The organism is Qipengyuania sp. SM2507 (genome assembly GCF_053714505.1).
The window spans coordinates 347,882-369,822 of the sequence record NZ_CM132307.1 but is presented as its reverse complement, the minus strand read 5'-3'; the positions used below and the strand labels follow the sequence as shown (position 1 = coordinate 369,822).

Genomic DNA, 21,941 nt, shown 5'->3' with positions numbered 1-21,941 from the left:
CGACATGCCGCGACGGCGGCGGGGATGAAGCTGCCACCCCCGCCGGTTGCGAGCAAGCCCGCGTATCAACCAAGGTCTTCGACCGTGACCCAGCCGCGGGTCCCGAAATTGTCTTCGACCTCGATGAACAGGCCTTCGCGCTGGCCGGTCGGGTTGAGCGCGGTCCCGGCGCGCAGCGTGCGGATCTCGGCAGCGTCCGCGCTGGCTGCCGATCGTAGCACGGTGTCGACTGCGGCAGAGGCCGTGGGTGTGGTGTCGGTAGCGGCGGCGGCAACGCGCTGCGGCTTGGGCATGGCGGCGATGGTCTGCTGCTGCGCGGCGATCTGGTTGAACGCGAGGACGAAGGCCTCGACGAGCATCTTACCTTCCTTGCTCTTGCCATAGCCGGCCGCATTCGCGCCCATGGTCCAGGCGTTGCCGCCGCCGAAGCCGAGCGAGGTCTTGCGCACTTCGCCCGATCCGGTGACGATGGTCTGACCGGTCGCAGGGCTGAGCAGCTTGATGCCTGCGGCGACCCGCTTCTTCTTGCCGCCTAGGCCACCGAACATGCCGATCAGCGCGCCGCCGACCGGAATGCGTGAGGCGATCGATCCCAATGCACCCGACCGGACCAGCGCCTCCGTCGCTGCGCTCCTGGCCATTTCGATCGACTGATCGACTTCCTCGCTGTCGCCCGCGATGACATTCATCAGGAAGTCGGCAGGCGTGCCGCTCGCGGGGCTGTGGGGGGTGAAGCACCCGGATTCGCTGGCCAGAGCATTGACCAGCTCGCGCGGCGAACCCAGGCCATATTCGGCCCAACCCTGCGTATCGCCCTCGACGATGGCGATCGTGCCCAGACTCTGCTCGCATTTGGCGAGCGCAACTTCTTCCTTTGCCGTGGCCGGCGATGCGGATGTGGCGAGGACTGCGAGTGCGGTAAGCGAGCCAAGAGTCTTGTTCATGATCGATCTCCCCAATGGTGCGAACTGGCAGGATTATGGCGCGCGCGGTTCAGTCAGCCCACACACCAACACTGTCAGAGGGATGACACTTGCCGTTAGGTTTGCATTGTTGGACGCGAGTTGGAGCAGCATCGAAAAAGTCCGCTCCCGGGACTGCGTGCGACCTTAAGAAGCGGATGCCTCAATCCGAACAGATGCGGTTTCGACCCTCGGCCTTGGCGCGGTAGAGCGCGGCGTCGGCGCGATGGATCGCGGCGATGCTGTCGGCATGATCGCCAGTTGCAATGGCGACGCCTCCCGAAAAGGTGATCTGGCCCATCGGCTCGTCGTTCTCGCGTAGCTTGAATTCGCGTTTGGCCAGATCGGCGCGGGCCTGGTCGAGCAAAGCAACGCCGGCTGCGGTGTCGCACTCATCCATCACGACCAGGAACTCTTCGCCCCCCCAGCGACCGACGAAATGCGGCGCGCAGGCGTTTGCGAGCGACGTGGCGACCTGTTTGAGAACCCGGTCGCCCACCCCGTGCCCGTAACGATCGTTGACGTTTTTGAAGAAATCGACGTCGCACAATCCCACCACACGCGAGCTACCCTTGTTCGCGAGGCGCTGGAGATGGCGGTCGATGGCGCGGCGGTTGCCCAGTCCGGTCAGCTGATCGCGTTGCGCATCGTCGCGTGCGGTTTCCAGCTCCTGCCGCAAGGCGGCAACTTCGCTTGCCGTGGCGCTGAGATCGATCTCGGTGGTCTTGGATCGTTCTATCATCCGCGCGACGATCTTGACCGTGCGCGCCTCCTCTCCACCGATGCTTCCAGCTTCAGCGCTCAATTCTCGCGCGAAGGCACCCGTCGCGGCCGCTGCCGAGGATGCGGCCTCGCCGAGTTTGATTGCCTGGTGTCGCAGAGCATCCTGTTGCGCACGATCCGGGCTCGCCGTCACCCGCACCGCGCCCGTCACGTGAAGCCGGATAATCTCGTCGGCATCGTTCTGGCGAAGGCGAAACCCATCGGCAGTGAATGCACTGACCATCTGACCGATCGGCGATCCGGGATCGGTCACCGCGATATAGGCAAGCGTATAGTTCTCAGGAGTCGGCGCAAGGTGTTGGTCGACAAGGAAGGCCAGCGCATCGCTGCCCCGTGTGTGGTCGATCTTCGACATCTATCCCCTATACCCGGCTTGCAAGTGGCGGGGCTAGTCCGACCCCGCCGCTTCCGGGACGACGCGAATTTGGACCGGCTCGCTGCCCGCCAGATACGCCTTCGCCGCAGCGTGGATATCGGCTGGCGTCACCGCATTGAGGATGCCAATACGCTGCCGTCGACGATCGAGCGAATCGGGTTTACTCTGTGCCATCGCGACCAGATCGAGCCAGCTTGCGTTCTGGCTTTCGGCTCTCTCATACCCTTCCCGGATCGGGCTCCGGGCCCGCTCGAGCAGATCGCTGGCGATCGGATCGGTTGCCATCTCCGCCGCGATTTCGCGAATAACCTCGGCGGTTTCGTCCATCGCCTCGGCAGAGACCGTCGCGAAGGCCGTGATGTGACCGAAGTCCGGATAGGTCGATTGGGAATAGCTGAAGGCTTCGGGCGAGTAGGTCGCGCCCAGTTCCTCGCGCAGCCGCTCGGTCAAGCGCAGTCCCATCGCGGCGGCGAGAACATCGCGGGTGATGTCGTCCTCCAGGTCCGTGCTGTCGTCGGTCGGCCAGCTGAGCGATACGGCGCCCTGATCGGCCTCGCCAGCGTGGGTGAGCGTTCGAACGGAACGATCGGCGACGAAGCTAACGGGAGCCGCGCCTTGCACCGCTTCGGTGCGGATGGCGCGTTGCGGCAACGTGCCCAGCGTGGCGGCAACGGCTGCGATCGCGGCCTCGGGATCGAAATCGCCGACCAGCCCCAGCGCGAGCGGACCTTCTGCCAGCTGCGGCTCGACGGCGGCGCGCAGGTCGTCGAGCGAGACTTCGGTCAGTCGCGACGCATCGGTGAGGCCCAGCCTTGAGTCATCGCCGGCAAGCGTGGCGTTGAACGCGGTCGCGAACACCTGAACGGGAGCGGAGCGGATATTCTTGGCCAGGATCGGCGCTATTCCGGCCCATTGCGCCTGCGTCTCGGGCCGCCAGGCGGTCGCCGTCAGGCGCGCCGCGAGGAGATCGAGTTGCAGCTTCAGATCGCCCGGCGTCGTCGTTCCCCCAGCCACCAGCGCGCCATTGCTGGCGTCCAGCCCCAGGCTGACAGCCTTCCCTGCCAGGACGCGGCGAAGCTGGTCCGGATCATGCGCTTCCAGGCCATCGACGCCGAAAGCTATCGCAAGCATTTCCTTCAATCCGGGCTCATCAGCAGAAAATGCGCTGGTGCCATCGCCGACACGCAGGGAGAAACCGATCTTGCCCGGTTCGAAATCGGTCGCCTTCAAATTGAGTTGCAGACCGTTCGCGAACCGAACGGTTCGGATACCGAGGTCCTCCACGGTATCGTCCGAAACGACGGAACCGGGCGCGCCCCACTCGTCATAAGCGAAATCGACCGCTTCGGCTTCGACCGGCGCTGCTACGGCGACCGCCGCGCTCTCGCTGAGCGCTGCGGCAATACCCGCCTCACCGCCCTCGACCGGCTGCTTGGTCGCGACATGGACCACGCTCGGCCCGCCCTGCCAGGCGGTGCGGAATGCTTCGCTCGCAGCCTCGGCGGTGATGCTGGGTTCGATAGCGCGATACATCGCCAGATCGGCAGCCGGCGCGGTAACAACGGCATCGTTGAGACTGGCGGTCACCAGCGCGTCAGCGAGAGCGGCGCTCGGGCGACCGGCCGCCTGCGCCACCGCGTTCTGCAAGGCAGTCTCGATATTCGCCTTGGCTTCGGCGATCTCGGCGGGAGAGAAACCATATTGTTGCGCGCGGCGCAGTTCCTGCTCCGCCAGCAACAGCGTGTCACGCCACTGGCCGTCCTTGGCTACGATCAACAGGCCGAACGATCGGGCGCTTCGGAACAGCGGCTGATCGGCCGCTTGCGCACCCAGGGTGGGAGCATCGGCGGCACGCGAAAGCGCGGCGATCCGGTTCGAGAGCGCAACCGCGGCAATCGCGCGCAGCACTTCGTCCCGCTGTGCCGCAATGGTGTTCACGGTTGGTGTCCAGGGCGAAATACGCTGGAGTTCGATGATCTCGGGGATCGAGGGATCGACGAAGTTGGAGATTGCGGGCTCATCGGCACCGGCGATCTCGTTCGTGTAGAGATCGCGCGCATCGCCTTCGCCTTGCCAATCGGCAAAGGTGCTTTCGATCTTCTGCTGCATCGTCGCGACGTCGAAATCGCCGACGATCACCAGCGTGGCGCGCTCGGGCCGGTAATAGGCATCGTAAAAGGCGCGCAGATCATCCGCTGAAATGTTGCGAATCCGCTCCACATCGGCGTTGATCCGCTCGCCGAGCCGGGAGTTGGGGAGGGCCGTGGAGAAATAATCCGCAGCGCGGCGGCGCCCTGGCTCGTTGCGAACCTGCGCCTCGCTGAGCATGATACCGCGCTCGCGCTCGACCGCTTCGGGAGCAATGGTCAATTCTCCGGCCATCTCGCGAATGACCGTCAGCGCGGTATCGACCGTCTCCTCATCGGTGTTCGGCAGGGCCAGCTTGTAGGTCGTGTAATCGAGAGAGGTCTCGGCGTTGGTATCCGCACCGAAGGCCAGGCCGAGCCGCTCAAGCATGGGCAGCAAATCGCCCTCGGGAATATTGGTGGTGCCGTTGAACGCCATATGCTCGACGAAATGCGCGGCACCGTTCTCTGCGTCGGTTTCCTCGCGGCTGCCGACCTCGACATTGAAACGGATCGCCGCTTCCCCGGCGGGGTTGCCGTTGCGCTGGAGAGCATATCGCATGCCATTGGGCAGCACGCCGAAGAGCACATCCGGATCGGACGACAGATCCGGGCTGGCGATGCCCCATTCGGGAATGCCTGCAACGGCATTCGCTTCTGCCACAGATGCCGCTGCGCTGGTTTCTTGAGCCCCCGCAACCGGCACACCCCCCGCGAGAGACAAGGCGATGGCAATTGCGAAGCTCGAAGCTGCGGCAGACGATTTGCGTGACATGCGACCCATGAGATTCCCCCTGAACGGCCAAAGGATATCTTCGACCTCAAGACGCACGCTGTGGTGCGGCGTCTCTTGACGATGCTTCATGTCGGGGGACGGCGGCGAGATCAACCTTAAGTGCGAGAAGCGCCCTTCCCGCCCGCCCTTTGGCAAGTGAAGTCTTGCGCAAAGCGGAGAGGCCGCCTATCCAATGGGATGTTGTATCATTCTACCCCGGAGAATTCGTTTTGAAGAAGATTGCGCTGCTGGCGACCACTATCCTTGCCGGCCCGGCACTGGCTCAATCCGCCCCCGAGACGACTCGCAATCCGGTTCATGGCGATGAAGATCGCGTGATCATCGTCACCGCCGATTTCATCGAGGAGCTCGACATTCTGGCTGGCACCTCGGTCGTCACCGGCGACGATCTGCTGCGCGATATCGAGCCGCAGATCGGTGACATTCTCGCCGACCAGCCGGGCGTCTCCGCGACCTCCTTCAGCCCCGGCGCCTCGCGTCCGGTTTTGCGCGGACTGCAGGGCGAGCGCGTCCGGGTCCTGACCGACGGGATCGGGACGCTCGACGTGTCGAGCACCTCGGTCGACCACGCGGTCACCATCGACCCGCTGGTCACCGAACGGATCGAGATTTTCCGCGGCCCCGCCGCGCTGCTGTTCGGCAGCCAGGCGATCGGCGGCGCGGTCAATGCGCTGGACCGGCGCATTCCCCGCGCGGTGCCCGAGGACGGCTATCACGTCGATGCGATCGGCTCCTATTCCTCGGCCTATGACGGCTACAGCGGCAGCGCCGCAGCTGATGTCGCGTTGGGCGATCAGTTCGTGGTCCATGTCGATGGCAGCTATCGAAAGACCGAAGATGTCGAGGTCGGCAATTACGTCCTGTCCCCGACGCTTCGCGCCCAGCAACTGACCGTCGCCGGCGAGGAGTTCGAGGAAGGCCATTTGGAAGAGGCCGATGAGGCCCGGGAATTCGCCGATCTGCGCGGCGTGCTGCCCAACAGCGCGACCGAGACCTACACGCTCGGTGCTGGCTTTGCGCTGATCAACGAAGGCGGTAGCCTGGGCGCATCGGTGAGCTATTTCGACAGCCGGTATGGCGTTCCCGCGCGGCCCGGTGCCGAACATGCCCATGGCGAAGAGGGTGAGGAAGGCGGAGACGAGGAGGAGGAAGGCCCTGTCGCGATCGATCTGAAGCAATATCGCGCCGATTTGCGCGGCGAGGTCTTCACCGAGGGCTTCCTGGAGAAGATCAAGTTCCGGGCGGGCTTCTCCGATTACCAGCACACCGAATTCGAAGGCGACGAGGTCGGCACCGTGTTCGAGACCCAGGGCTTTGAAACAAGGCTCGAACTGGTCCAGGCCCAGCGCAATGGCTGGCGCGGTGTGACCGGGTTCCAGGCTTCTACCCGCGCGTTCTCCGCGGTCGGCGCAGAAGCCTTCGTGCCGCCCAACGACACCGACCAATACGGATTGTTCACGCTGCAGGAGTTCGAGATCGGCAGGATCGGTGTCGAGCTGTCCGGTCGCTACGAGCGCACCGATGTGCGCTCCGACAAGGTCGCAATCGGGCTCGAGGAGGATGCGGTGATCACCGCCGTCGACCGCAGCTTCGACGCCTTCTCCATTGCGGGCGGCGTCAATTATGCGATCGCTCCCGATGTGAAGCTGGGACTCAATCTGAGCCGGGTCGAGCGCGCCCCTTCGGCCGAGGAACTGTTCTCCAACGGCCCGCATATCGCAACCCAAGCCTTCGAAGTCGGCGATCCAAATCTGGAAAAGGAAAGCAGTCTCGGGGTCGAAGCCTATCTGCGCGGCGAGACGGGAGCCGCGCGCTTCCAGCTGGCTGCCTACTACAGCCGGTTCGACAATTTCATCTACGAAACAGACAACGGGCTGGAAGCCGATGGGTTGCCGCTGTTCCAGTTCCTGCAGTCGGATGCCGATTACTACGGCTTCGAAGCGCAGGCCGCCTACGATCTGATCGATCGCGACGGGCTGACCGTGACGATCGACGGCGTGGCCGATTACACCAGGGCGGAAATCGCGGACGACGGCCCCGCCCCGCGCATCCCGGCGCTCCGGGTGCTCGGCGGTATCGAGGCCAGCCAGGACAGCTTCGGTGCCCGGGTGGAAGCCGAGTGGGTCGCCGATCAGGATCGGACCGCGTCCTTCGAACTCCCGACCGATGGCTACACCATGGTCAACGCCTCGGTCTCTTGGAAGCCGTTCGGTACGCGCAACGAGACGATGCTGATACTATCGGGCGACAATCTGTTCGATGTCGACGCCCGGCGCCATGCCAGCTTCACCAAGGACTTCGTGCCGCTGGCCGGGCGCAACATCAAGCTGTCTGCTCGCCTGAGCTTCTAAGCTGGTCTGCCTTGCCGCCGCCGCCCGAATTGCGCGGCCGGGGTGGCAAGGTCCGGCAGTTTTCGGCGCGCGCTAACCAGACCTTAAGCCTGTTGGGGTTAGGTCGAGCTTCAGATCAGGGTCGCAAACCGATTGGACGATGCACGCATCGCACGACAAATGCTGAACTCAGCCAAGGATATCGAGACGCAAGAGGCGTCGAACCAGCGCCGCGAACCGCGCCATGAGGTGCAGGTGGCCGGACGCTACCGGTCGCGTGTCGGTACGTCGCGCGATATCTGGATCAAGGATATCTCCGAAACCGGCTGCCGCTTCTTCGACAAATTCTCGGTCCTGCCGGTCGACAGCAGCATCACCTTCCGCGTGGGTACCATCGGGCCAATCTCGGCGAAGGTTCGCTGGCGCGAGAAGAGCGTGATCGGCATCGAGTTCGATTCCCCGCTCCACCCCAGCGTGCTCGATCATATCGTCCGGACGATGGACGAACCCGGCGGGGCCGAGTGACTCTTTGCTAGGACAAGAGCTCAGAACCCGTAACGCAGGCCAGCCCATAGCGTGCGCGGCGTGCCCAGATCGACATCCCCTCCAGAATTGCGCGTGACGATCCGCTCGTCGAGCAGGTTTTCGCCGCGCAGCACCAGGGCGAAACCGCCCGCCAACGGCGCCTGCAGATACGCGCCCAGCGTCGTGGCCGGCGGCAGGCGATCGGTCTCGACATCGCTTTCGAACTGCGCGCCGACATGGCGCAGCGTGGTCGAGACCAGCCAGTCCGCTGCCGGCTCATAGGCCAGCGTCGCCGCGGCGGCCCAGCTCGGCGTCTGCGAGGGACGGTTGCCGTCGAGCGCGAGCGTGGCACCGCTCCCCACCACCTGCGCGTCGGTATAGGCCAGCGTGCCGTCGAAGCTCAGCCCCCCGCGCTCCACCCGCAACCCCGCCTCGATCCCCTGCGCCTCGATAGCGGGCAGGTTCTGCCGCTGGCGCACATTGGGCGCGAGCGTTACATTGGCAATAGCGCCCTTCACGCGATTGTCGAACGCGGTCAGAGCGAGTTCGACACCTGCCACGGGGGACCAGTCGAACCCGACTTCGAAGCCTTCCAGAATCTCGTTCTCCAGCGCCGCATTGGCCTGCGTCACCACCGGAAAGACCACGAAGGGACGCAGCAATTCGTTGAGCGTCGGCAGGCGCAGGCCCCGATAGGCCGCGGCACGCAACCGCAGCTGTTCGTCGAGCGCATAGGTCGCTCCTGCGCGCCAGGACAGCGTCCAGTCGGCACGCGTGGGCGTCAGCTCCTCGGTAACCAGCGCGCGGGCAGCATTGCGGGCGATGTAGAAGCCCTCGCCGATCTGCGTGCGGTCGAGCCGGAGGCCACCCGTCAGAACAAGCGGGCCGCTGGTCCAGTCGCTCTCGATGAACAGGCCGATGTCGCTGGTGCTGCCACCTGCCCGCCGGGCCTCGGTTAGCGCCCCGCTAAAGGCGCTGTAGGCGTCCTCCTGCAATTCACCTTCGGCGCGGCGGTAGTCGGTGCCGATGCGCAGCACGTTGCCGCCGCCGACGGGAGGACGCAATTCGAGCTTGCCGCCGATCCCGGTGGTGGGCGTATTGCGCTGGTCGAGGACGCGGGTGAAGCGGGTGGAGCTGATGACAAGATTGGTAAAATTGCGCGTGTGAACATAGGCGAGTGCGTCGAGCGCCCAGGGGCCGCGGCCGACCAGGCGGAGGCTCGCGTCGGCACCGCTGGCGCTGCTGTCGGCGCCTTCGAAGCGCAGCGTGCGCTGGTCGTCGAACACCAGGCCCGCCGCCTGCAGCTCGAGCGTGTCGCTGAGCGGCGCCACCCCGCGCAGCGCCAGCGACCAGCTTTCGTAGGCGGCGCGCGCCGAAGCGGGCACACGCTGGTCCGCAGGCGTGGTGAAGAAGCCGGGGCCGCGGTCCCAGCGCCCGCCGACCGTGACGAAGCCCGCGCCCAGTTCCTGCGCCAGCAGCGCAGAGGCCTCGGTCCCGCCGCGATCGTTGACCGCCACGCTTGCACCCAGCGGTGGCAGCGTCTCCACCCCGGCGCTCTCCAGCTCGATCGTCCCCGCCAGCGCGCCCGCGCCGAACGGCCCCGCCCCGCCCCCGCGCGTCACGCGGATGCTCTTCAGCCGTTCGGGGGCCAGCGCGGTGAAGGGGACATAGCCGAAGAAGGGATCGCTCACCGGCACCCCGTCGAGCAGCACCAGCGCGCGGCTGGTGGCGTTGCCGCCGAGCGCGCGCAAAGTCACGCCTTGCGCGCTGGGGTTGGACGAGCGGCTGTCCGAGCGGCGGAACTGCTGGAACCCCGCGACCGCGCCGAGCACCTCCTCGATCCGCCCCGAAGGCGCGGTGACGAGCTGTTCACGGGAAATCTCGCGGCTGGCATAGGCGGTGACCGAGGGCGTATCGGGCAGGCCCTCGCCGATCACGACGATTACCGGGGCTGCCCCTGTCTCATCCGCCCCGGCCTGCTCGACAGGCCGCTCCGGTCCCGGCTGCCCCGATTGCGCGAGGGCGGGGGCGGCAAGACAAAGGCCGGAGAGACCAAGGGCGGTGGCGGCAAGGAAATGGGCTTTCATGGCGCGCCGCTAGCGCAAACCGGTTGCATTGCGCAACGGGGCTGGCGCTGGCGCGGGGTCTGCGTTACCTTCCCGGTGGGTTAAGGCCCGGTGGGTTAAGGAGAGTGAAGATGACCGAACAGGCCAGCCATTTCGACGTGCTGATCGTGGGCGCAGGGATTTCCGGGATCGGGATGGCCGCGCATATGACCAAGAAGGCAGCCCATGCCAGCTATGCGATCCTCGAGCGGCGCGACAATCTGGGCGGCACCTGGGACCTGTTCCGCTATCCCGGGATTCGTTCGGACAGCGACATGCACACGCTGGGCTTCGATTTCGAACCCTGGAAGCACGAGAAATCGATCGCCGATGCGCCCGCCATCCTCGACTATCTCCACCGCATTGTCGACGAGCGCGGCATCCGCCCGCACATCAAGCTGGGCCACAAGGTTTTGGCCGCCGATTTCGACAGCGCCAGTGCGCGCTGGACGGTCCAGATCGAGACCGGAGAAGGCGAGCACAATCGGCTGACCGCCAACTTCCTCTATCTCGGTTCGGGCTATTACGATTACGACGAACCCTACGACCCCGGCTTCGATCTCGGCGAATTCACCGGTCAGGTGATTCACCCGCAATTCTGGCCCGACGATCTCAATTATGCCGGCAAGCAGGTGGTGGTGATCGGCTCGGGCGCGACCGCGGTGACGATCACCCCGTCGATGGCCGACAAGGCCGCCAAGGTGACGATGCTCCAGCGCACCCCGACCTGGATGTTCTCGCGCCCTGCCAAGGACGGCCTCGCCAATTTCCTGCGCAAGATCCTGCCCGAGGAGATGGCCTACAGGCTGACCCGCTGGAAGAACATCAAGATGCAGGACATCGGCTTCAAGCGCGCGCGCACCAAGCCCGAGAAGGTGAAGGATTTCCTCTACCAGAAGATCGAGAAGGCGCTGGGCGACAAGTTCGACCGCGCCACCTTCACCCCGCCCTACGATCCCTGGGACCAGCGGCTGTGCCTCGTACCGGACAACGATCTGTTCGATGCCATGAACAGCGGCAAGGCCGAGATCGTCACCGGCCATATCAAGGCCTTCGAGAAGGGCGGCGTGCGGCTGACCGACGATCGGGTGCTGCCCGCCGATATCGTGGTCACCGCGACCGGGCTCAAGCTCGCGGTCGCGGGCAAGATCGCGGTATCGCTCGATGGCGAGGCGGTCGATTTCGCCGACCGCTTCTATTACAAGGGCGTGATGTTCTCGAACCTGCCCAACCTCGCGGTGGTGTTCGGCTATCTCAACGCCAGCTGGACGCTGCGGGCGGATCTCAATTCGGATTACATCTGCCGCGTGCTCAACGCGATGAAGGCCAAGGGTGCCGATATCGCCGTGCCGGTGCTGCCCGCAGACCACGCGCTGGTGGAAGACGACATCTTCGATTTCTCCAGCGGCTATATCCAGCGCGGCAAGCAGATCATGCCGAAGAATGCGGTCGCCTACCCCTGGCGGCTCAATCAGGAATATGTCGTCGATCGCAAGCGCATGGCGAGCGATCCGGTGGACGATGGCGTGCTCGCCTTCCGCCGTTCGGCAGATCATGCGGCCCAGGCCGAGCAGCGGCTGGAAGCGGCGGAGTAGTAGCCAGCGCGTTTTCTCCGGGCTAAGCCAGCGCCATGAGCGAACGCATCTGGACCGCCGGCCTTGTCGTCATCGGCGACGAAATCCTTTCGGGGCGCACCCACGACAAGAATATCGCGCAGGTCGCCAGCTGGCTGCAGGTCCAGGGCATCCGCCTGTCCGAAGTGCGCGTGGTGCCCGATGTCACGGCGCGGATCGTCGCCGCGGTCAACGCGCTGCGCGAGGATTACGACTATCTCTTCACCACCGGCGGGATCGGCCCGACGCATGACGACATCACCGTCGACGCGGTGGCCGAGGCGCTGGGCGTCGAGGTGGTCATCCACCCCGAGGCGCGCGCGCTGCTCGAAGGCTATTACGCCAACAAGCCCGGCGGGCTGACCGAAGGGCGGCTGCGGATGGCGCGGGTTCCCGCCGGCGCCGAGCTGATCCCCAACCGCATGTCGGGCGCGCCGGGCATCAAGCTGGGCAATATCCATCTTATGGCGGGCGTGCCGCATATCACCGCCGGGATGCTCGATGCGCTGACCGGAACGCTCGAGGGCGGCGCGGTGCTGATCACCGAGACGATCGGCTGCTGGGTCGCGGAGAGCGAGGTGGCCCAAGTGCTGCGCGAAGTCGAACAGGCGCATCCCGCCTGCCAGATCGGCAGCTATCCTTTTTTCCGCGAAGGAAGGGTCGGGGCCAATTTCGTGGTCCGCTCGACCGAGGCGGAAGAACTGGCAAGCTGCGTCGATGCCTTGTGCGACGGGCTGGCCACCGCGGGCTACGACTTCACCCCCGGCGGGATCTGAAATCGCACGGCAGGTTTCGGCGCTTTGCCCAGACCCCAAAGCCGGTTAGCGTGGCGGTGGAGAGGGGACGCAACGCGTGGAATGGCTGGTCATCATCGCGCTGTGCGGCGCCGCAGCCTTCCTCTGGCACCGGCTGGCGCAGGCCGAACGGGCGCTGGTCGCGCTTGCGGAGCAGCAGGAGCGCATCGACGCAGCGCTGGCCGGGCTGGCCCGCGAAGGCCTGAGCGATCACCCGAGCAACCACCCGAACGATCGCCCGAACGATCAATCGAGCGTCGCGGCTTCGCTTGCCGAACACGAGCCTGCAGAAGCTGAAACACCCGCCCCGTCCCGCAATCCATGGGTCTCGGTTCCCGGCGTAACGCTTGCGCGCTCCGACACCGGCGCCAGCGTGCGGACCGATCCCTCTCCTACGCCCGAAACCACCAGTGCCGCCGGGCCCGACTTCGAGGAGGTCCACGCGGAGAGCGATGCCGATGCGCCGCCGCACTCCTGGCGCGACAGATTCGACTTCGAGGACATCTTCGGACGCCGCCTGCCGATCTGGGGCGGCGGGGTGGCGCTGGCGGTCGCGGGCGTGTTCCTGGTGCGCTATTCGATCGAGGCCGGGCTGCTGACCCCGCCGGTCCGGGTTGCGCTCGCGTTCCTGTTCGGGCTGCTGCTGCTGGCGGGCGCCGAGCTCGCCTATCGGTTCGAGCACCGGGTCGAGGACCCGCGCGTCCGTCAGGCGCTGGCGGGCGCCGGGCTGGCGACGCTCTACGCCGGCTTCTATCTCGCGGGCAGCCAGTACGGCTTGATCGGCCAGAGCCTGGCCTTCGTCGGGCTGGCGCTGGTGACCGCAGGGGCGATCGCGCTGTCGTTCCGCTTCGGCCTGCCGAGCGCGGTGCTGGGGCTGGTCGGCGGTTTCGCCGCGCCCGCGCTGGTCGGCGGCGAGGAGGCGAACCTGCCGCTGCTGGCGCTCTATCTCGGGCTGGTGACCGCAGGACTGACGCTCTCGGGCCGCAGCCAGCAGCGCCCGTGGCTGGGGATGACCGCGCTGGTCGGCGGTCTGGGCTGGGGCGCGCTGCTGCTGCTCGCGGGCGATCCGGGCTTCGTCGACATCCTTGCGCTCGGGCTCTATTTCATCGTGCTGGGCGCGGTGCTGCCCGCGCTGGCAGGCACGCAGCGGTTCGCGCGGCCACTGCGGCTGGGTTCGGCCGGGCTCGTCAGCCTCCAGCTCGCGGTGCTGGTCGATCAGGGCGGCTATGCGCCGCTCGCCTGGGGGTTCTACCTGCTGCTGGGCGCCACGTTGGCGTGGTTCGGCTGGCGGCGGCCCGAACTGCGCGAAGCCAATGGCGTCGCCGCGACGGTGGGGTTGCTGCTCTATACGCAATGGAGCGCGCCCGAACCGCTCATGTTTGCCGCAGTCGGCGCGGGGCTGGCGCTCGTCTTCGCTGCGGTGCCGCTGGCGCTGGTTGTGCGCGGGGAAGCACGCCGGTTCGACCTCATGCAGATCGCGGGCGTCGCTCCGGCAATCGCACTGGCCGCCTACGGCACCTTCGGCGATTTCTACGCCGACCCGCTCGAGCCGTGGCTGGCGCTGGCCTGCGGGCTGCTGACCGCCTTCCCGCTGGCTGCAGCGTTCAGGACCGGGCGCGCGCAGGCAACGCGCGATTTTGCCGTGCTGCTCGGTTCGGGACTGGCGCTGGCCTATGGCGCGCTGCTGCTGCTGACGCCGGGCTGGAGCGCGCCGCTGCTCGCGCTGCCGGTGCTGGCGCTGCCCGCCTGGCTGCTGCGGCGCGCGCATCACGACGCGCTGGCGACGCTGCTCTGGGCGGGGGCGGGTGTGCTGCTGCTGGTGCTGATCGGGACACCGCATTTCCTCCCCGAAGCGGCGCATCTCGCGAGCGAACCTGAGCCGGCTCCGGCGCTGCGCGCGCTGCTGCGCTGGACCAGCGCCGCATTACCCTTGGTGGCGCTCGTGCTGCTCGACCGGCGCGATGCGTGGCGGCGCGGGGCCGAGGCGCTGGCGGCGGTCATGGTCTATGGCGCGCTGGCGCAAATGGTCCCCTCCGTCGCGCTGGCATGGTCCGCCGCCGCGCTGGGGATCGCGCTCGCCTGGCGCGCACCCGCCCGCGTAACCGCGCGGCTGGCGCTGCTCGGCATTGCGCTGCTGTGGGCGCTGGCGCCGCTGGGCGAGTGGATTTCCGCGGGCGCGCTCGCGCTGCTGGGCAAGCCCTTCTTCGCCACCGAAGCGCCGGGCTGGCGCGATGCGCTCACCCGGCTGCTTCCCGCCGCCGCCGCGCTGGCGGCGCTGCGCCTGCCCGCGCTGGCGCTGCGGGACACGAGCTGGCGGCTCGAATGGCTCGCCGCGGTTCCGCTGCTGGTCGCCGTGCACGCAATCTACAAGCAGGTGTTCGCAATCGAGACCCTGACCCGCTTTGTCGAATTGGGGATGGTGGAGCGGACGGTCTGGCAGATCGCGCTGCTGGGCGCGGCGTGGATCGCGGCGGCGGGTATCCCGCGGCTGGGCGCGAACCGCGGGCTGGCGATCGGGTTCGCGGCCGCGGCGCTGGCGCATTTCGCGCTGTTCACGCTGCTGTGGCACAACCCGCTGTTCGCACGGCAGGCGGTGGGTGCGGTGCCGCTCGCGAACTGGCTGACCGTGGGCTTCGGCGTGGCGATCGCGGCGGCCTGGCTGCTGCGCCGCTGGTCGGGCGCACACTTGCGGCCCTGGTTCGACGGGGCAACCATGGCGCTCGCCAGCGTGGCCGCCCTCGCGCTGTTGCGGCAGGCCTGTTCCGGCTCGCTGCTGACCGCCACCCCGCTGGGCGAGACCGAGGACCTGCTGCGCTCGCTGCTGGGGATCGTGCTGGCGCTGGGTTTCCTGCTGCTGGGCAGCCGGCTCGGGCAGCGCAGCTGGCGGATCGGTTCGCTGGTGTTGATGCTCGCCGCGGTGCTGAAGGTGTTTCTCGTCGATGCCGCGGAACTGGGCGGACTGCTGCGGATCGCTTCCTTCGCCGCGCTGGGGCTGAGCCTGATTGCGCTGGGCTGGTTCTACACCCGCCAATTGTCCGCGAGGCCCGCGCCGGTCGACTAATTCCTCTGTTAACCAAATAGTGCTAACAATCGAAGCCGCGATGCTGGCCTATATAACGATAGACACCGAATATTCGTCCGGAATGGTGCGCGAGGCGGGCGCCGACTGCCGCGCGGAGAATTTCGCCTGCGCGATCTCGGGGCGGACCGAGGCGGGCGAATACGGGCTGGGTTACAAGCTCGACATGTTCAACAGCCACGGCCACCGCGGGGTGTGCTTCGTCGATCCGATGCCCGCATTGCTGTGGGGCGTCGCCGCGATCGAGGATGTGGTCGGACCGATCCTCGAGCGCGGGCACGATGTGCAATTGCATCTCCACACCGAATGGCTCGAACTGGCGGGCGCGGCGCATCCGCTGGGCCGGGCGCTGGGAAGCGCGACGGGGCGCAACATCAAGGATTTCACCTTCGAACAGCAATGCACGCTGATCGACTGGGCGCGCGATACGCTGATGAAGGCGGGAGCAGCCGCGCCGGTGGCGTTCCGCGCGGGCAATTACGGCGCCAACGACACCACGCTCAGGGCGCTCGCCGAATGCGGGATCGGTTACGACCCCAGCCACACGCCGGGGATCGCCGGGGGCGATTGCGACATCGCGCTGGGGCCGGAGGACCGCGTGCCCTTGCGCCACCAGGGCGTGATCGAGGTACCGATCGGCTGCATCGCGACGGTGGCCGGGGGGCTGCGCCATGCGCAGATTACCGCGCTCTCGGCGCGCGAGATGGTGGGGGCACTGCGCCATGCGCGCGACGCGGGGACGCAGAGCTTCACCATGGTCTCGCACAGTTTCGAGCTGGTCAATCGCCGGCGCGGCAAGGTCAACCGCATCGTCCGGCGGCGTTTCGAACGACTGTGCGACGCCATCGCGCGCATGAAGGGCGTGCGCACCGGGACCTATGTCGAGGATCCGCCGCCGCTGGTCATCCTCGACCCGGCGGACACGCTGGTGCCCGCAAATCCGGTCGCGGAGACGCTGCGGGTCGCCGAGCAGCTGGCCTCGAACACGCTCTATGGTTGATGCGAACGGGGCTGGGGCAAACGCACCACCCTAGAGATCGACGTCCTTCTGCGGGCTGTCCTCGATATCTTGGCGCAGATCGCGCGCGCCGCGTTCGGCCTTGAGTTCGTTGCTGCGGCTGGCCTGGCGGTTGCGCTGCCAGGCCCAGACCAGCACGGCGAGCAGCAGGATCGGTCCGAGGACGGTTGCGAGGGCGAGTACGGATTCCATGTGTCTGTCCTTGATTGCTTCACCCTACCAACGGTCGAGCGCCGCAATGTCTCCCCGAACGCCCGGGCAGCGCCCAAGCAGAAAGGGCCGGAGGTTTCCCCCCGGCCCCTTGCTGTAACTTGGCCCTCCCCGGTCAGGCCGGGAAGGCAGCCCCTGAAATCAGGCGCCTTCGACTTCGGCCAGATCGACCTTGAGGCCGGGGCCCATGGTCGAGGTGATCGAGATCTTGCGGACGTATTTGCCCTTCGAGCCGGTCGGCTTGGCCTTGACGATCGCCTGCGTCATGGCCTCGAAATTGGCCTTGAGCGCAGCGTCGTCGAACGACAGCTTGCCGATGCCCGAGTGGATGATGCCCTGCTTTTCCACGCGGAACTCGATCTGGCCGCCCTTGGCGTCCTTCACGGCCTGCTCCACGTTGGGCGTCACGGTGCCCAGCTTGGGGTTGGGCATCAGGCCCTTGGGGCCGAGGATTTTGCCGAGCCGGCCGACGACACCCATCATGTCGGGGGTCGCGATGACGCGGTCGTAATCCAGATTGCCGTTCTGCATGTCTTCCATCAGGTCTTCGGCACCGACCTTGTCGGCTCCGGCGGCAGTCGCCTTGTCGGCATTGTCGCCGCGCGCGAACACCGCGACGCGGACGTCCTTGCCGGTGCCCGAGGGCAGCGAGACCATGCCGCGGACCATCTGGTCGGCGTGGCGCGGATCGACGCCGAGGTTCATCGCGACCTCGACGGTCTCGTCGAACTTCTTCGAACCGAATTCGCGCAAGGTCGCAAGCGCCTCGTCGAACCCGTACAGCTTCTCGCTATTCAGCTCGGCGAGCGTCTTCTGGCGTTTTGTCAGCTTGACCATGTTCAGCCCTCCACCACTTCGAGGCCCATCGAACGGGCGCTGCCGCTGATGATCTTCACGGCCTGGTCGATATCGTTTGCGTTGAGGTCGGCCATCTTCATCTCGGCGACTTCCTTGACCTGGCTCATCTTGATGGTCCCGGCCGAAACCTTGCCCGGCTCCTTGGAACCCGACTTCAGCTTGGCGGCCTTCTTCAGCAGGAAGCTGGCGGGCGGGGTCTTGGTGACGAAGGTGAAGCTGCGATCCGCATAGACCGTGATCTTGGTCGGGATCGGGGCGTTCTTCTCGAGCTCCTGCGTGGCCGCGTTGAAGGCCTTGCAGAATTCCATGATGTTGACGCCGCGCTGACCCAGAGCGGGGCCGATCGGCGGACTGGGGTTGGCGGCGCCGGCGGGCACCTGCAGGTTGATGTAACCTGTAATCTTCTTGGCCATTCTGGCCTCCTGTTCTCACTGTCGCCCGCGTTATGAAACGGCAGGCTCATGGTAAGCGGTTGGACGGTCCGGCTGGCCGGACCTCCCGCGGTGATTCCCGAACTTGTGCTTGGGAGGGGCGCCGATAGCGGGGAACGGGGTGATTTGCAAGAGTGGGCGCTGTGGTTCCGCGCCGTGGCTTCGAAGCTGCTTCAGCGCAAGAAGCCTGCGTCCGAGCGGCAGAGCTATTGTAACAGAGTGTTGGCATGAGCTTGAAAAATCAATAGGCTTTGATGATGGTTAGGACCCTCACGCCAGACGTCCCGATTGATGATGAAGTTCCGGACTTCTACAAAGAGTTCCGCTCTCTTCTGACTTTCTGGCGAGACAGCGAGGACCGTGTAATTGCGCTCGTCACAGCAGCATACTGTGAGAATTGGGTGCAAGAGATACTCGAATCGCGAATGCCGGGTCTTGATAAGAAGCTCACGGGGCGAATGTTCGAAACCGGGCGCCCCTTGGGAACTGCAGATGCGCGATACGATCTCGCTCGAGCGCTCAACCTTATTAAAGAACCGACGTATGAGGACCTTAAAAGGCTCGCGACGATCCGAAACAGGTTCGCGCACATTCTTGCAGTTGATTCGTTCGACCATCCGAAAGTGGCTCAGCACGTTGATAATCTTAGGACTGCGGAAATCGAGCGATTAGCGCAGGGAACCACTGACCACGATCAGAAGAAAGACAGACGAGGGGCGTTCGTCGATAACGCCATGAGTTTGTGTATCAAAATGCATAATGCCGTAAACGAGGTTCGCCGCAAAGCCGACTGAGACGACGTGCGCGCTCACGGCGACTTCGGTTTAAATTAGGTAATCCCCGCAACCTGTGCCATAAGGGGTGCGCAGAAGTCGAAAGTTGCGACACTCCGAAGTTGACGACCGCCGCATGCTCGCAAGAGCCCCGGCGTAAACCAGGCGACGATTCCCTTTCATCTGACGACCAGACGCACGGCCCGATCGGCACTTCCGCCGCCCGGGCAAACCAATGTTTCCTGAAAGGAATCTCCCATGGCCAAATCCGGCACCGTCAAATTCTTCAACGCAGACAAGGGCTACGGCTTCATCCAGCCCGACGACGGCTCGGCCGACAGCTTCGTTCACATCTCGGCCGTCCAGGCTGCCGGCATGCAGACGCTCGACAAAGAGCAGCGTCTGAACTTCGAAGTCGAGCAGGGCCGTAACGGCAAGGAAAGCGCCGTGAACCTCTCGCCTGCCGATTGATTCGCGACACCGCCTGCGCGCCGCATTCGCATCAGCGAGTGCGGCGCGCGGCACATTTGCGGACCGCCCGGCACTAGCCCCCGGCATTAGCCGACGTCCGACCAACCGCCGCCCCCCTTCCTCCCAGGAGCCCGACGCGATGAGCCAGACATTCGAATTCTATCACGCCCGCGCCGAGGAATCCGCAACCGAAGCCGAAGCCGCGCAGCTGGACAATGTCCGCGATCGCGCACTGCGCTCCGAGGCCACCTGGCGCGGCCTTGCCGAACAGGCGCGCAAGGTCGCCGAAGACCGGGTCAAGGCCGAGCATGAACGCTCGATCAAACGCGCCGCCGAAGCCGAAGCCGTAGAAGAGCGGGCGCAAGAAGCGCGCGAGCTCGAGGACGCGCACGGGGACCAGACCGCGCATTGAGCGGTCGGCGGAATGGCCCGGGCTGACCGGGGCAACCGCCCAATTTGACTATCAAGCCAGTTCGCCGTCCCGGCCCCCCGGAGACGGCCACTTGGCGTTGGCGCCACTATCGCGGCACTTCGCGATCGGCTAAGCCACTACGCATTAGGGATTAATCCACAATCGCGGCCCGGAAAACCGAGCCGCTCGGGGTGCGTCGCACGCCCATGTCCTTGTCGGAGTCTGGGGATGAACTATTTGACCGCGACCTGGGACTATATGCCGCATGGCATGTGCCTGCTGTGGCAGCCCTGGCTGGTGTTGCTGTGGGCGGGTTCCGACCTGCTGATCTTCCTGTCCTATTCGGCGATCCCGATCGCGCTGCTGACCGTGCTCAGGCGCCGCAACGACGTGCCGCATCGCGGGCTGGTGATGCTGTTCGCCTCGTTCATCCTGCTGTGCGGGATCACCCATGCGCTCTCAATCGTGACGCTGTGGATCCCGATCTATCCGCAGCTGGGGGTCATCAAGCTGGCGACCGGGCTGGTGTCCTGCGTCACCGCTGTGGTGCTGTTCCGGCTGATCCCGACGCTGGTCGCGCTGCCCTCGCCTGCGGACATGACTGCTGCCAACGAGCGGTTGCGCAGCGAGGTCGACGCACACAAGGCCACGCTGGCCTCGCTCGAGGCCAAGGTCGAGGCGCGCACCGCCGAGCTCAGCCGGCTGAACGCGGTACTGGCGGTGCAGGCGCGCGAGGCGGTCCACCGTAGCGGAAACCTGCTCTCGGTCGTGTCCTCGATCGCTCAGCAGAGCGCGCGCTCGGCGCAAACCAAGGACGAATTCCTCGAGGCGCTGCAGGGCCGCATCCTGGCGCTGGCCGATGCCACCCGCACGGTGATGGCGGGCAGCGAGCGCCCGTCGAGCGATGTCGAGACCGTGGTCCGCACCCAGCTGGAAAAGCTGCTCCCCAATATCCGCGAGCGGGTGACGATCGCCGGGCCTGCGGTGCCGATCGGCTCCGAGGCGGCGCAGCAATTGAGCCTCGCGCTGCACGAGCTCGCCACCAACGCGCAGAAATACAGCCTCGGCCCGGTGGACGCGGCGCGGGTGGATATTGCCTGGTCGTTCGAGGAAGCCGCGCAGGTCGGGGAAGCAACCGATACCGGGACCTTCCAGCTGACCTGGCGGGAGCATGGGGCGGGGCCCGCGAGCGATGCCGCCTCGCAGGCGCAGGGCTTCGGGACCAAGCTGCTGACGCGGGTGATCCCGACCATGCTGCGCGGCACCGCGGAGCGCGCGTTTACCTCGCAAGGGCTGGTCTACCGGCTCGATGCGCCGCTGTCCGCGATCCGCCCCGACCCGGAGCAGAGCGGCGAGCCGTGGCACGCGGCCGAGATCGTCGACCGGACCTTCGGATTGTAGGAAAGCCGGCTGCGGGCTGGCGCGAGCGCCAGCCTCGCCGGAGCGCTTACTTGCTCAGTTCGACCTGCTCGAAATCGAGCTCCACCGGGGTGGCGCGGCCGAAGATCGAGACGCCGACCTTGACCTTCTGCTTGTCGAAATCGAGTTCCTCGACCAGCCCGTTGAAGCTGGCGAAGGGTCCGTCGAGCACCTTGACCTGGTCGCCGATCTCGTAATCGACCGAGATCTGCTGCTTGGGCGCGGATTTGGCTTCCTCGACACCGCCGAAATAGCGCGCCGCCTCTTTTTCCGAGATCGGCTGCGGCTTGTTGTCATTGCCCAGGAAGCCGGTGACCTTGGGGGTGTTCTTGACGAGGTGATAGACGTCGTCGGTCAGCTGCAGCTTGGCGAGGACGTAGCCGGGCATGAACTTGCGTTCGGTCTGGACCTTCTTGCCGCGCTTGACCTCGGTGATCGTCTCGGTGGGAACCTGGACGTCCTCGACCCCGTCGGACAGGCCGAGCCGTTCCGCTTCCGAAAGAATCGAATCGCGAACCTTGTTCTCGAAGCCCGAATAAGCGTGGATGATGTACCAGCGTGCCATGGATTACCTTGTCGAAGAGTGACCTGTCGCGTGCCGGACGCGTCGAGGGATGAAAAGGGCGATCAGCCGAGCGTCAGCAGCCAGCTCACCGCGGCACCGAAAATCGAATCGATCCCGAGGAAGAACAGCGAGAGGATGATCACCATGATGAACACGAAGATCGCCGTTCGCACGGTCTCTTCGCGCGTCGGCCACACGACCTTGCTGGTTTCCGCGCGAACCTGGTTCACGAATTCTGCCGGCGATGTCTTCTTGGTCTTCTCGGCCATCCGGGACGCCCTCATCTGCAATCGAA

Annotated in this window: 19 protein-coding genes; 10 read left to right on the top strand and 9 right to left on the bottom strand. The window is 65.9% G+C overall.

The window, feature by feature from the left end:
• Positions 1–65 precede the first annotated feature (65 nt).
• The 3 genes from ACWIKC_RS01745 to ACWIKC_RS01735 form a co-directional block, all read right to left on the bottom strand.
• Positions 66–944 carry an SH3 domain-containing protein gene (locus tag ACWIKC_RS01745; protein WP_454598423.1) on the bottom strand — a complete coding sequence of 293 codons (879 nt, stop codon included), beginning with the start codon at positions 942–944 and terminating at the stop codon, positions 66–68.
• Between the two features lie 181 nt (positions 945–1,125).
• Positions 1,126–2,100 (bottom strand): GGDEF domain-containing protein, encoded by a 975-nt coding sequence (locus tag ACWIKC_RS01740; protein ID WP_454598422.1) that lies wholly within the window; start codon positions 2,098–2,100, stop codon positions 1,126–1,128.
• Between the two features lie 33 nt (positions 2,101–2,133).
• A complete protein-coding gene (locus ACWIKC_RS01735; protein ID WP_454598421.1) occupies positions 2,134–4,911 on the bottom strand; it encodes a M16 family metallopeptidase in 2,778 nt (925 codons plus the stop codon).
• Between the two features lie 341 nt (positions 4,912–5,252).
• Between ACWIKC_RS01735 and ACWIKC_RS01730 the strand changes: the two genes are divergently transcribed.
• Positions 5,253–7,394 (top strand): TonB-dependent receptor, encoded by a 2,142-nt coding sequence (locus tag ACWIKC_RS01730; RefSeq protein ID WP_454598420.1) that lies wholly within the window; start codon positions 5,253–5,255, stop codon positions 7,392–7,394.
• A gap of 159 nt (positions 7,395–7,553) precedes the next feature.
• Positions 7,554–7,898 (top strand): PilZ domain-containing protein, encoded by a 345-nt coding sequence (locus ACWIKC_RS01725; protein ID WP_454598419.1) that lies wholly within the window; start codon positions 7,554–7,556, stop codon positions 7,896–7,898.
• Positions 7,899–7,918: 20 nt separating this feature from the next.
• Here the strand turns inward: ACWIKC_RS01725 and ACWIKC_RS01720 are convergent, their stop codons facing one another.
• The gene (locus ACWIKC_RS01720; RefSeq protein WP_454598418.1) at positions 7,919–9,985 is read right to left on the bottom strand and encodes a TonB-dependent receptor; all 2,067 of its coding nucleotides are present in this window, start codon (positions 9,983–9,985) and stop codon (positions 7,919–7,921) included.
• Between the two features lie 110 nt (positions 9,986–10,095).
• Between ACWIKC_RS01720 and ACWIKC_RS01715 the strand changes: the two genes are divergently transcribed.
• The 4 genes from ACWIKC_RS01715 (at position 10,096) to ACWIKC_RS01700 (ending at position 16,489) form a co-directional block, all read left to right on the top strand.
• On the top strand, positions 10,096–11,598 hold the full coding sequence (locus ACWIKC_RS01715; protein ID WP_454598417.1) for a flavin-containing monooxygenase: 1,503 nt from the start codon (positions 10,096–10,098) through the stop codon (positions 11,596–11,598).
• Between the two features lie 35 nt (positions 11,599–11,633).
• Complete coding sequence (locus tag ACWIKC_RS01710; RefSeq protein ID WP_454598416.1) at positions 11,634–12,392, top strand: competence/damage-inducible protein A; 759 nt, start codon at positions 11,634–11,636, stop codon at positions 12,390–12,392.
• A 76-nt stretch (positions 12,393–12,468) separates the two neighbouring features.
• Complete coding sequence (locus ACWIKC_RS01705) at positions 12,469–15,471, top strand: DUF2339 domain-containing protein (protein WP_454598415.1); 3,003 nt, start codon at positions 12,469–12,471, stop codon at positions 15,469–15,471.
• Between the two features lie 40 nt (positions 15,472–15,511).
• The gene (locus ACWIKC_RS01700; RefSeq protein ID WP_454598414.1) at positions 15,512–16,489 is read left to right on the top strand and encodes a polysaccharide deacetylase family protein; all 978 of its coding nucleotides are present in this window, start codon (positions 15,512–15,514) and stop codon (positions 16,487–16,489) included.
• Positions 16,490–16,519: 30 nt separating this feature from the next.
• Here ACWIKC_RS01700 and ACWIKC_RS01695 read toward each other — a convergent pair whose 3' ends face one another.
• The 3 genes from ACWIKC_RS01695 to rplK all read right to left on the bottom strand — a co-directional run bounded on the left by ACWIKC_RS01695 (position 16,520) and on the right by rplK (position 17,988).
• Positions 16,520–16,699: a hypothetical protein gene (locus ACWIKC_RS01695; protein ID WP_454598413.1), complete on the bottom strand. Its 180-nt coding sequence runs from the start codon at positions 16,697–16,699 to the stop codon at positions 16,520–16,522.
• A 159-nt stretch (positions 16,700–16,858) separates the two neighbouring features.
• Complete coding sequence (rplA, locus tag ACWIKC_RS01690; protein ID WP_454598412.1) at positions 16,859–17,554, bottom strand: 50S ribosomal protein L1; 696 nt, start codon at positions 17,552–17,554, stop codon at positions 16,859–16,861.
• A gap of 2 nt (positions 17,555–17,556) precedes the next feature.
• Positions 17,557–17,988, bottom strand: a complete 432-nt coding sequence (rplK, locus tag ACWIKC_RS01685) for a 50S ribosomal protein L11 (protein WP_454598411.1) — start codon at positions 17,986–17,988, stop codon at positions 17,557–17,559.
• A 272-nt stretch (positions 17,989–18,260) separates the two neighbouring features.
• Between rplK and ACWIKC_RS01680 the strand changes: the two genes are divergently transcribed.
• The 4 genes from ACWIKC_RS01680 to ACWIKC_RS01665 all read left to right on the top strand — a co-directional run bounded on the left by ACWIKC_RS01680 (position 18,261) and on the right by ACWIKC_RS01665 (position 21,063).
• The gene (locus tag ACWIKC_RS01680) at positions 18,261–18,800 is read left to right on the top strand and encodes a hypothetical protein (protein ID WP_454598410.1); all 540 of its coding nucleotides are present in this window, start codon (positions 18,261–18,263) and stop codon (positions 18,798–18,800) included.
• Positions 18,801–19,037: 237 nt separating this feature from the next.
• On the top strand, positions 19,038–19,250 hold the full coding sequence (locus ACWIKC_RS01675; protein ID WP_067610639.1) for a cold-shock protein: 213 nt from the start codon (positions 19,038–19,040) through the stop codon (positions 19,248–19,250).
• 139 nt (positions 19,251–19,389) lie between these two features.
• Positions 19,390–19,662, top strand: coding sequence for a hypothetical protein (locus tag ACWIKC_RS01670; RefSeq protein WP_454598409.1), 273 nt, complete (start codon positions 19,390–19,392; stop codon positions 19,660–19,662).
• A gap of 228 nt (positions 19,663–19,890) precedes the next feature.
• Positions 19,891–21,063, top strand: a complete 1,173-nt coding sequence (locus tag ACWIKC_RS01665) for a sensor histidine kinase (protein WP_454598408.1) — start codon at positions 19,891–19,893, stop codon at positions 21,061–21,063.
• A 46-nt stretch (positions 21,064–21,109) separates the two neighbouring features.
• On the opposite strand, the gene nusG is transcribed toward ACWIKC_RS01665, so the two are convergent.
• Together nusG and secE are read right to left on the bottom strand one after the other, a co-directional pair.
• A complete protein-coding gene (gene nusG / locus ACWIKC_RS01660; RefSeq protein ID WP_454598407.1) occupies positions 21,110–21,646 on the bottom strand; it encodes a transcription termination/antitermination protein NusG in 537 nt (178 codons plus the stop codon).
• Positions 21,647–21,708: 62 nt separating this feature from the next.
• Positions 21,709–21,915: a preprotein translocase subunit SecE gene (secE, locus tag ACWIKC_RS01655; protein WP_454598406.1), complete on the bottom strand. Its 207-nt coding sequence runs from the start codon at positions 21,913–21,915 to the stop codon at positions 21,709–21,711.
• Positions 21,916–21,941 lie beyond the last annotated feature (26 nt).

Bases quoted from the DNA above. Each gene is read 5' to 3' on its own strand.
- ACWIKC_RS01745 (WP_454598423.1), bottom strand. From the start codon at position 944: ATGAACAAGACTCTTGGCTCGCTTACCGCACTCGCAGTCCTCGCCACA.
- ACWIKC_RS01740 (WP_454598422.1), bottom strand. From the start codon at position 2,100: ATGTCGAAGATCGACCACACACGGGGCAGCGATGCGCTGGCCTTCCTT.
- ACWIKC_RS01725 (WP_454598419.1), top strand. From the start codon at position 7,554: ATGCTGAACTCAGCCAAGGATATCGAGACGCAAGAGGCGTCGAACCAG.
- ACWIKC_RS01720 (WP_454598418.1), bottom strand. From the start codon at position 9,985: ATGAAAGCCCATTTCCTTGCCGCCACCGCCCTTGGTCTCTCCGGCCTT.
- ACWIKC_RS01715 (WP_454598417.1), top strand. From the start codon at position 10,096: ATGACCGAACAGGCCAGCCATTTCGACGTGCTGATCGTGGGCGCAGGG.
- ACWIKC_RS01710 (WP_454598416.1), top strand. From the start codon at position 11,634: ATGAGCGAACGCATCTGGACCGCCGGCCTTGTCGTCATCGGCGACGAA.
- ACWIKC_RS01700 (WP_454598414.1), top strand. From the start codon at position 15,512: ATGCTGGCCTATATAACGATAGACACCGAATATTCGTCCGGAATGGTG.
- ACWIKC_RS01695 (WP_454598413.1), bottom strand. From the start codon at position 16,699: ATGGAATCCGTACTCGCCCTCGCAACCGTCCTCGGACCGATCCTGCTG.
- rplA (WP_454598412.1), bottom strand. From the start codon at position 17,554: ATGGTCAAGCTGACAAAACGCCAGAAGACGCTCGCCGAGCTGAATAGC.
- rplK (WP_454598411.1), bottom strand. From the start codon at position 17,988: ATGGCCAAGAAGATTACAGGTTACATCAACCTGCAGGTGCCCGCCGGC.
- ACWIKC_RS01680 (WP_454598410.1), top strand. From the start codon at position 18,261: ATGATGGTTAGGACCCTCACGCCAGACGTCCCGATTGATGATGAAGTT.
- ACWIKC_RS01675 (WP_067610639.1), top strand. From the start codon at position 19,038: ATGGCCAAATCCGGCACCGTCAAATTCTTCAACGCAGACAAGGGCTAC.
- ACWIKC_RS01670 (WP_454598409.1), top strand. From the start codon at position 19,390: ATGAGCCAGACATTCGAATTCTATCACGCCCGCGCCGAGGAATCCGCA.
- ACWIKC_RS01665 (WP_454598408.1), top strand. From the start codon at position 19,891: ATGAACTATTTGACCGCGACCTGGGACTATATGCCGCATGGCATGTGC.
- nusG (WP_454598407.1), bottom strand. From the start codon at position 21,646: ATGGCACGCTGGTACATCATCCACGCTTATTCGGGCTTCGAGAACAAG.
- secE (WP_454598406.1), bottom strand. From the start codon at position 21,915: ATGGCCGAGAAGACCAAGAAGACATCGCCGGCAGAATTCGTGAACCAG.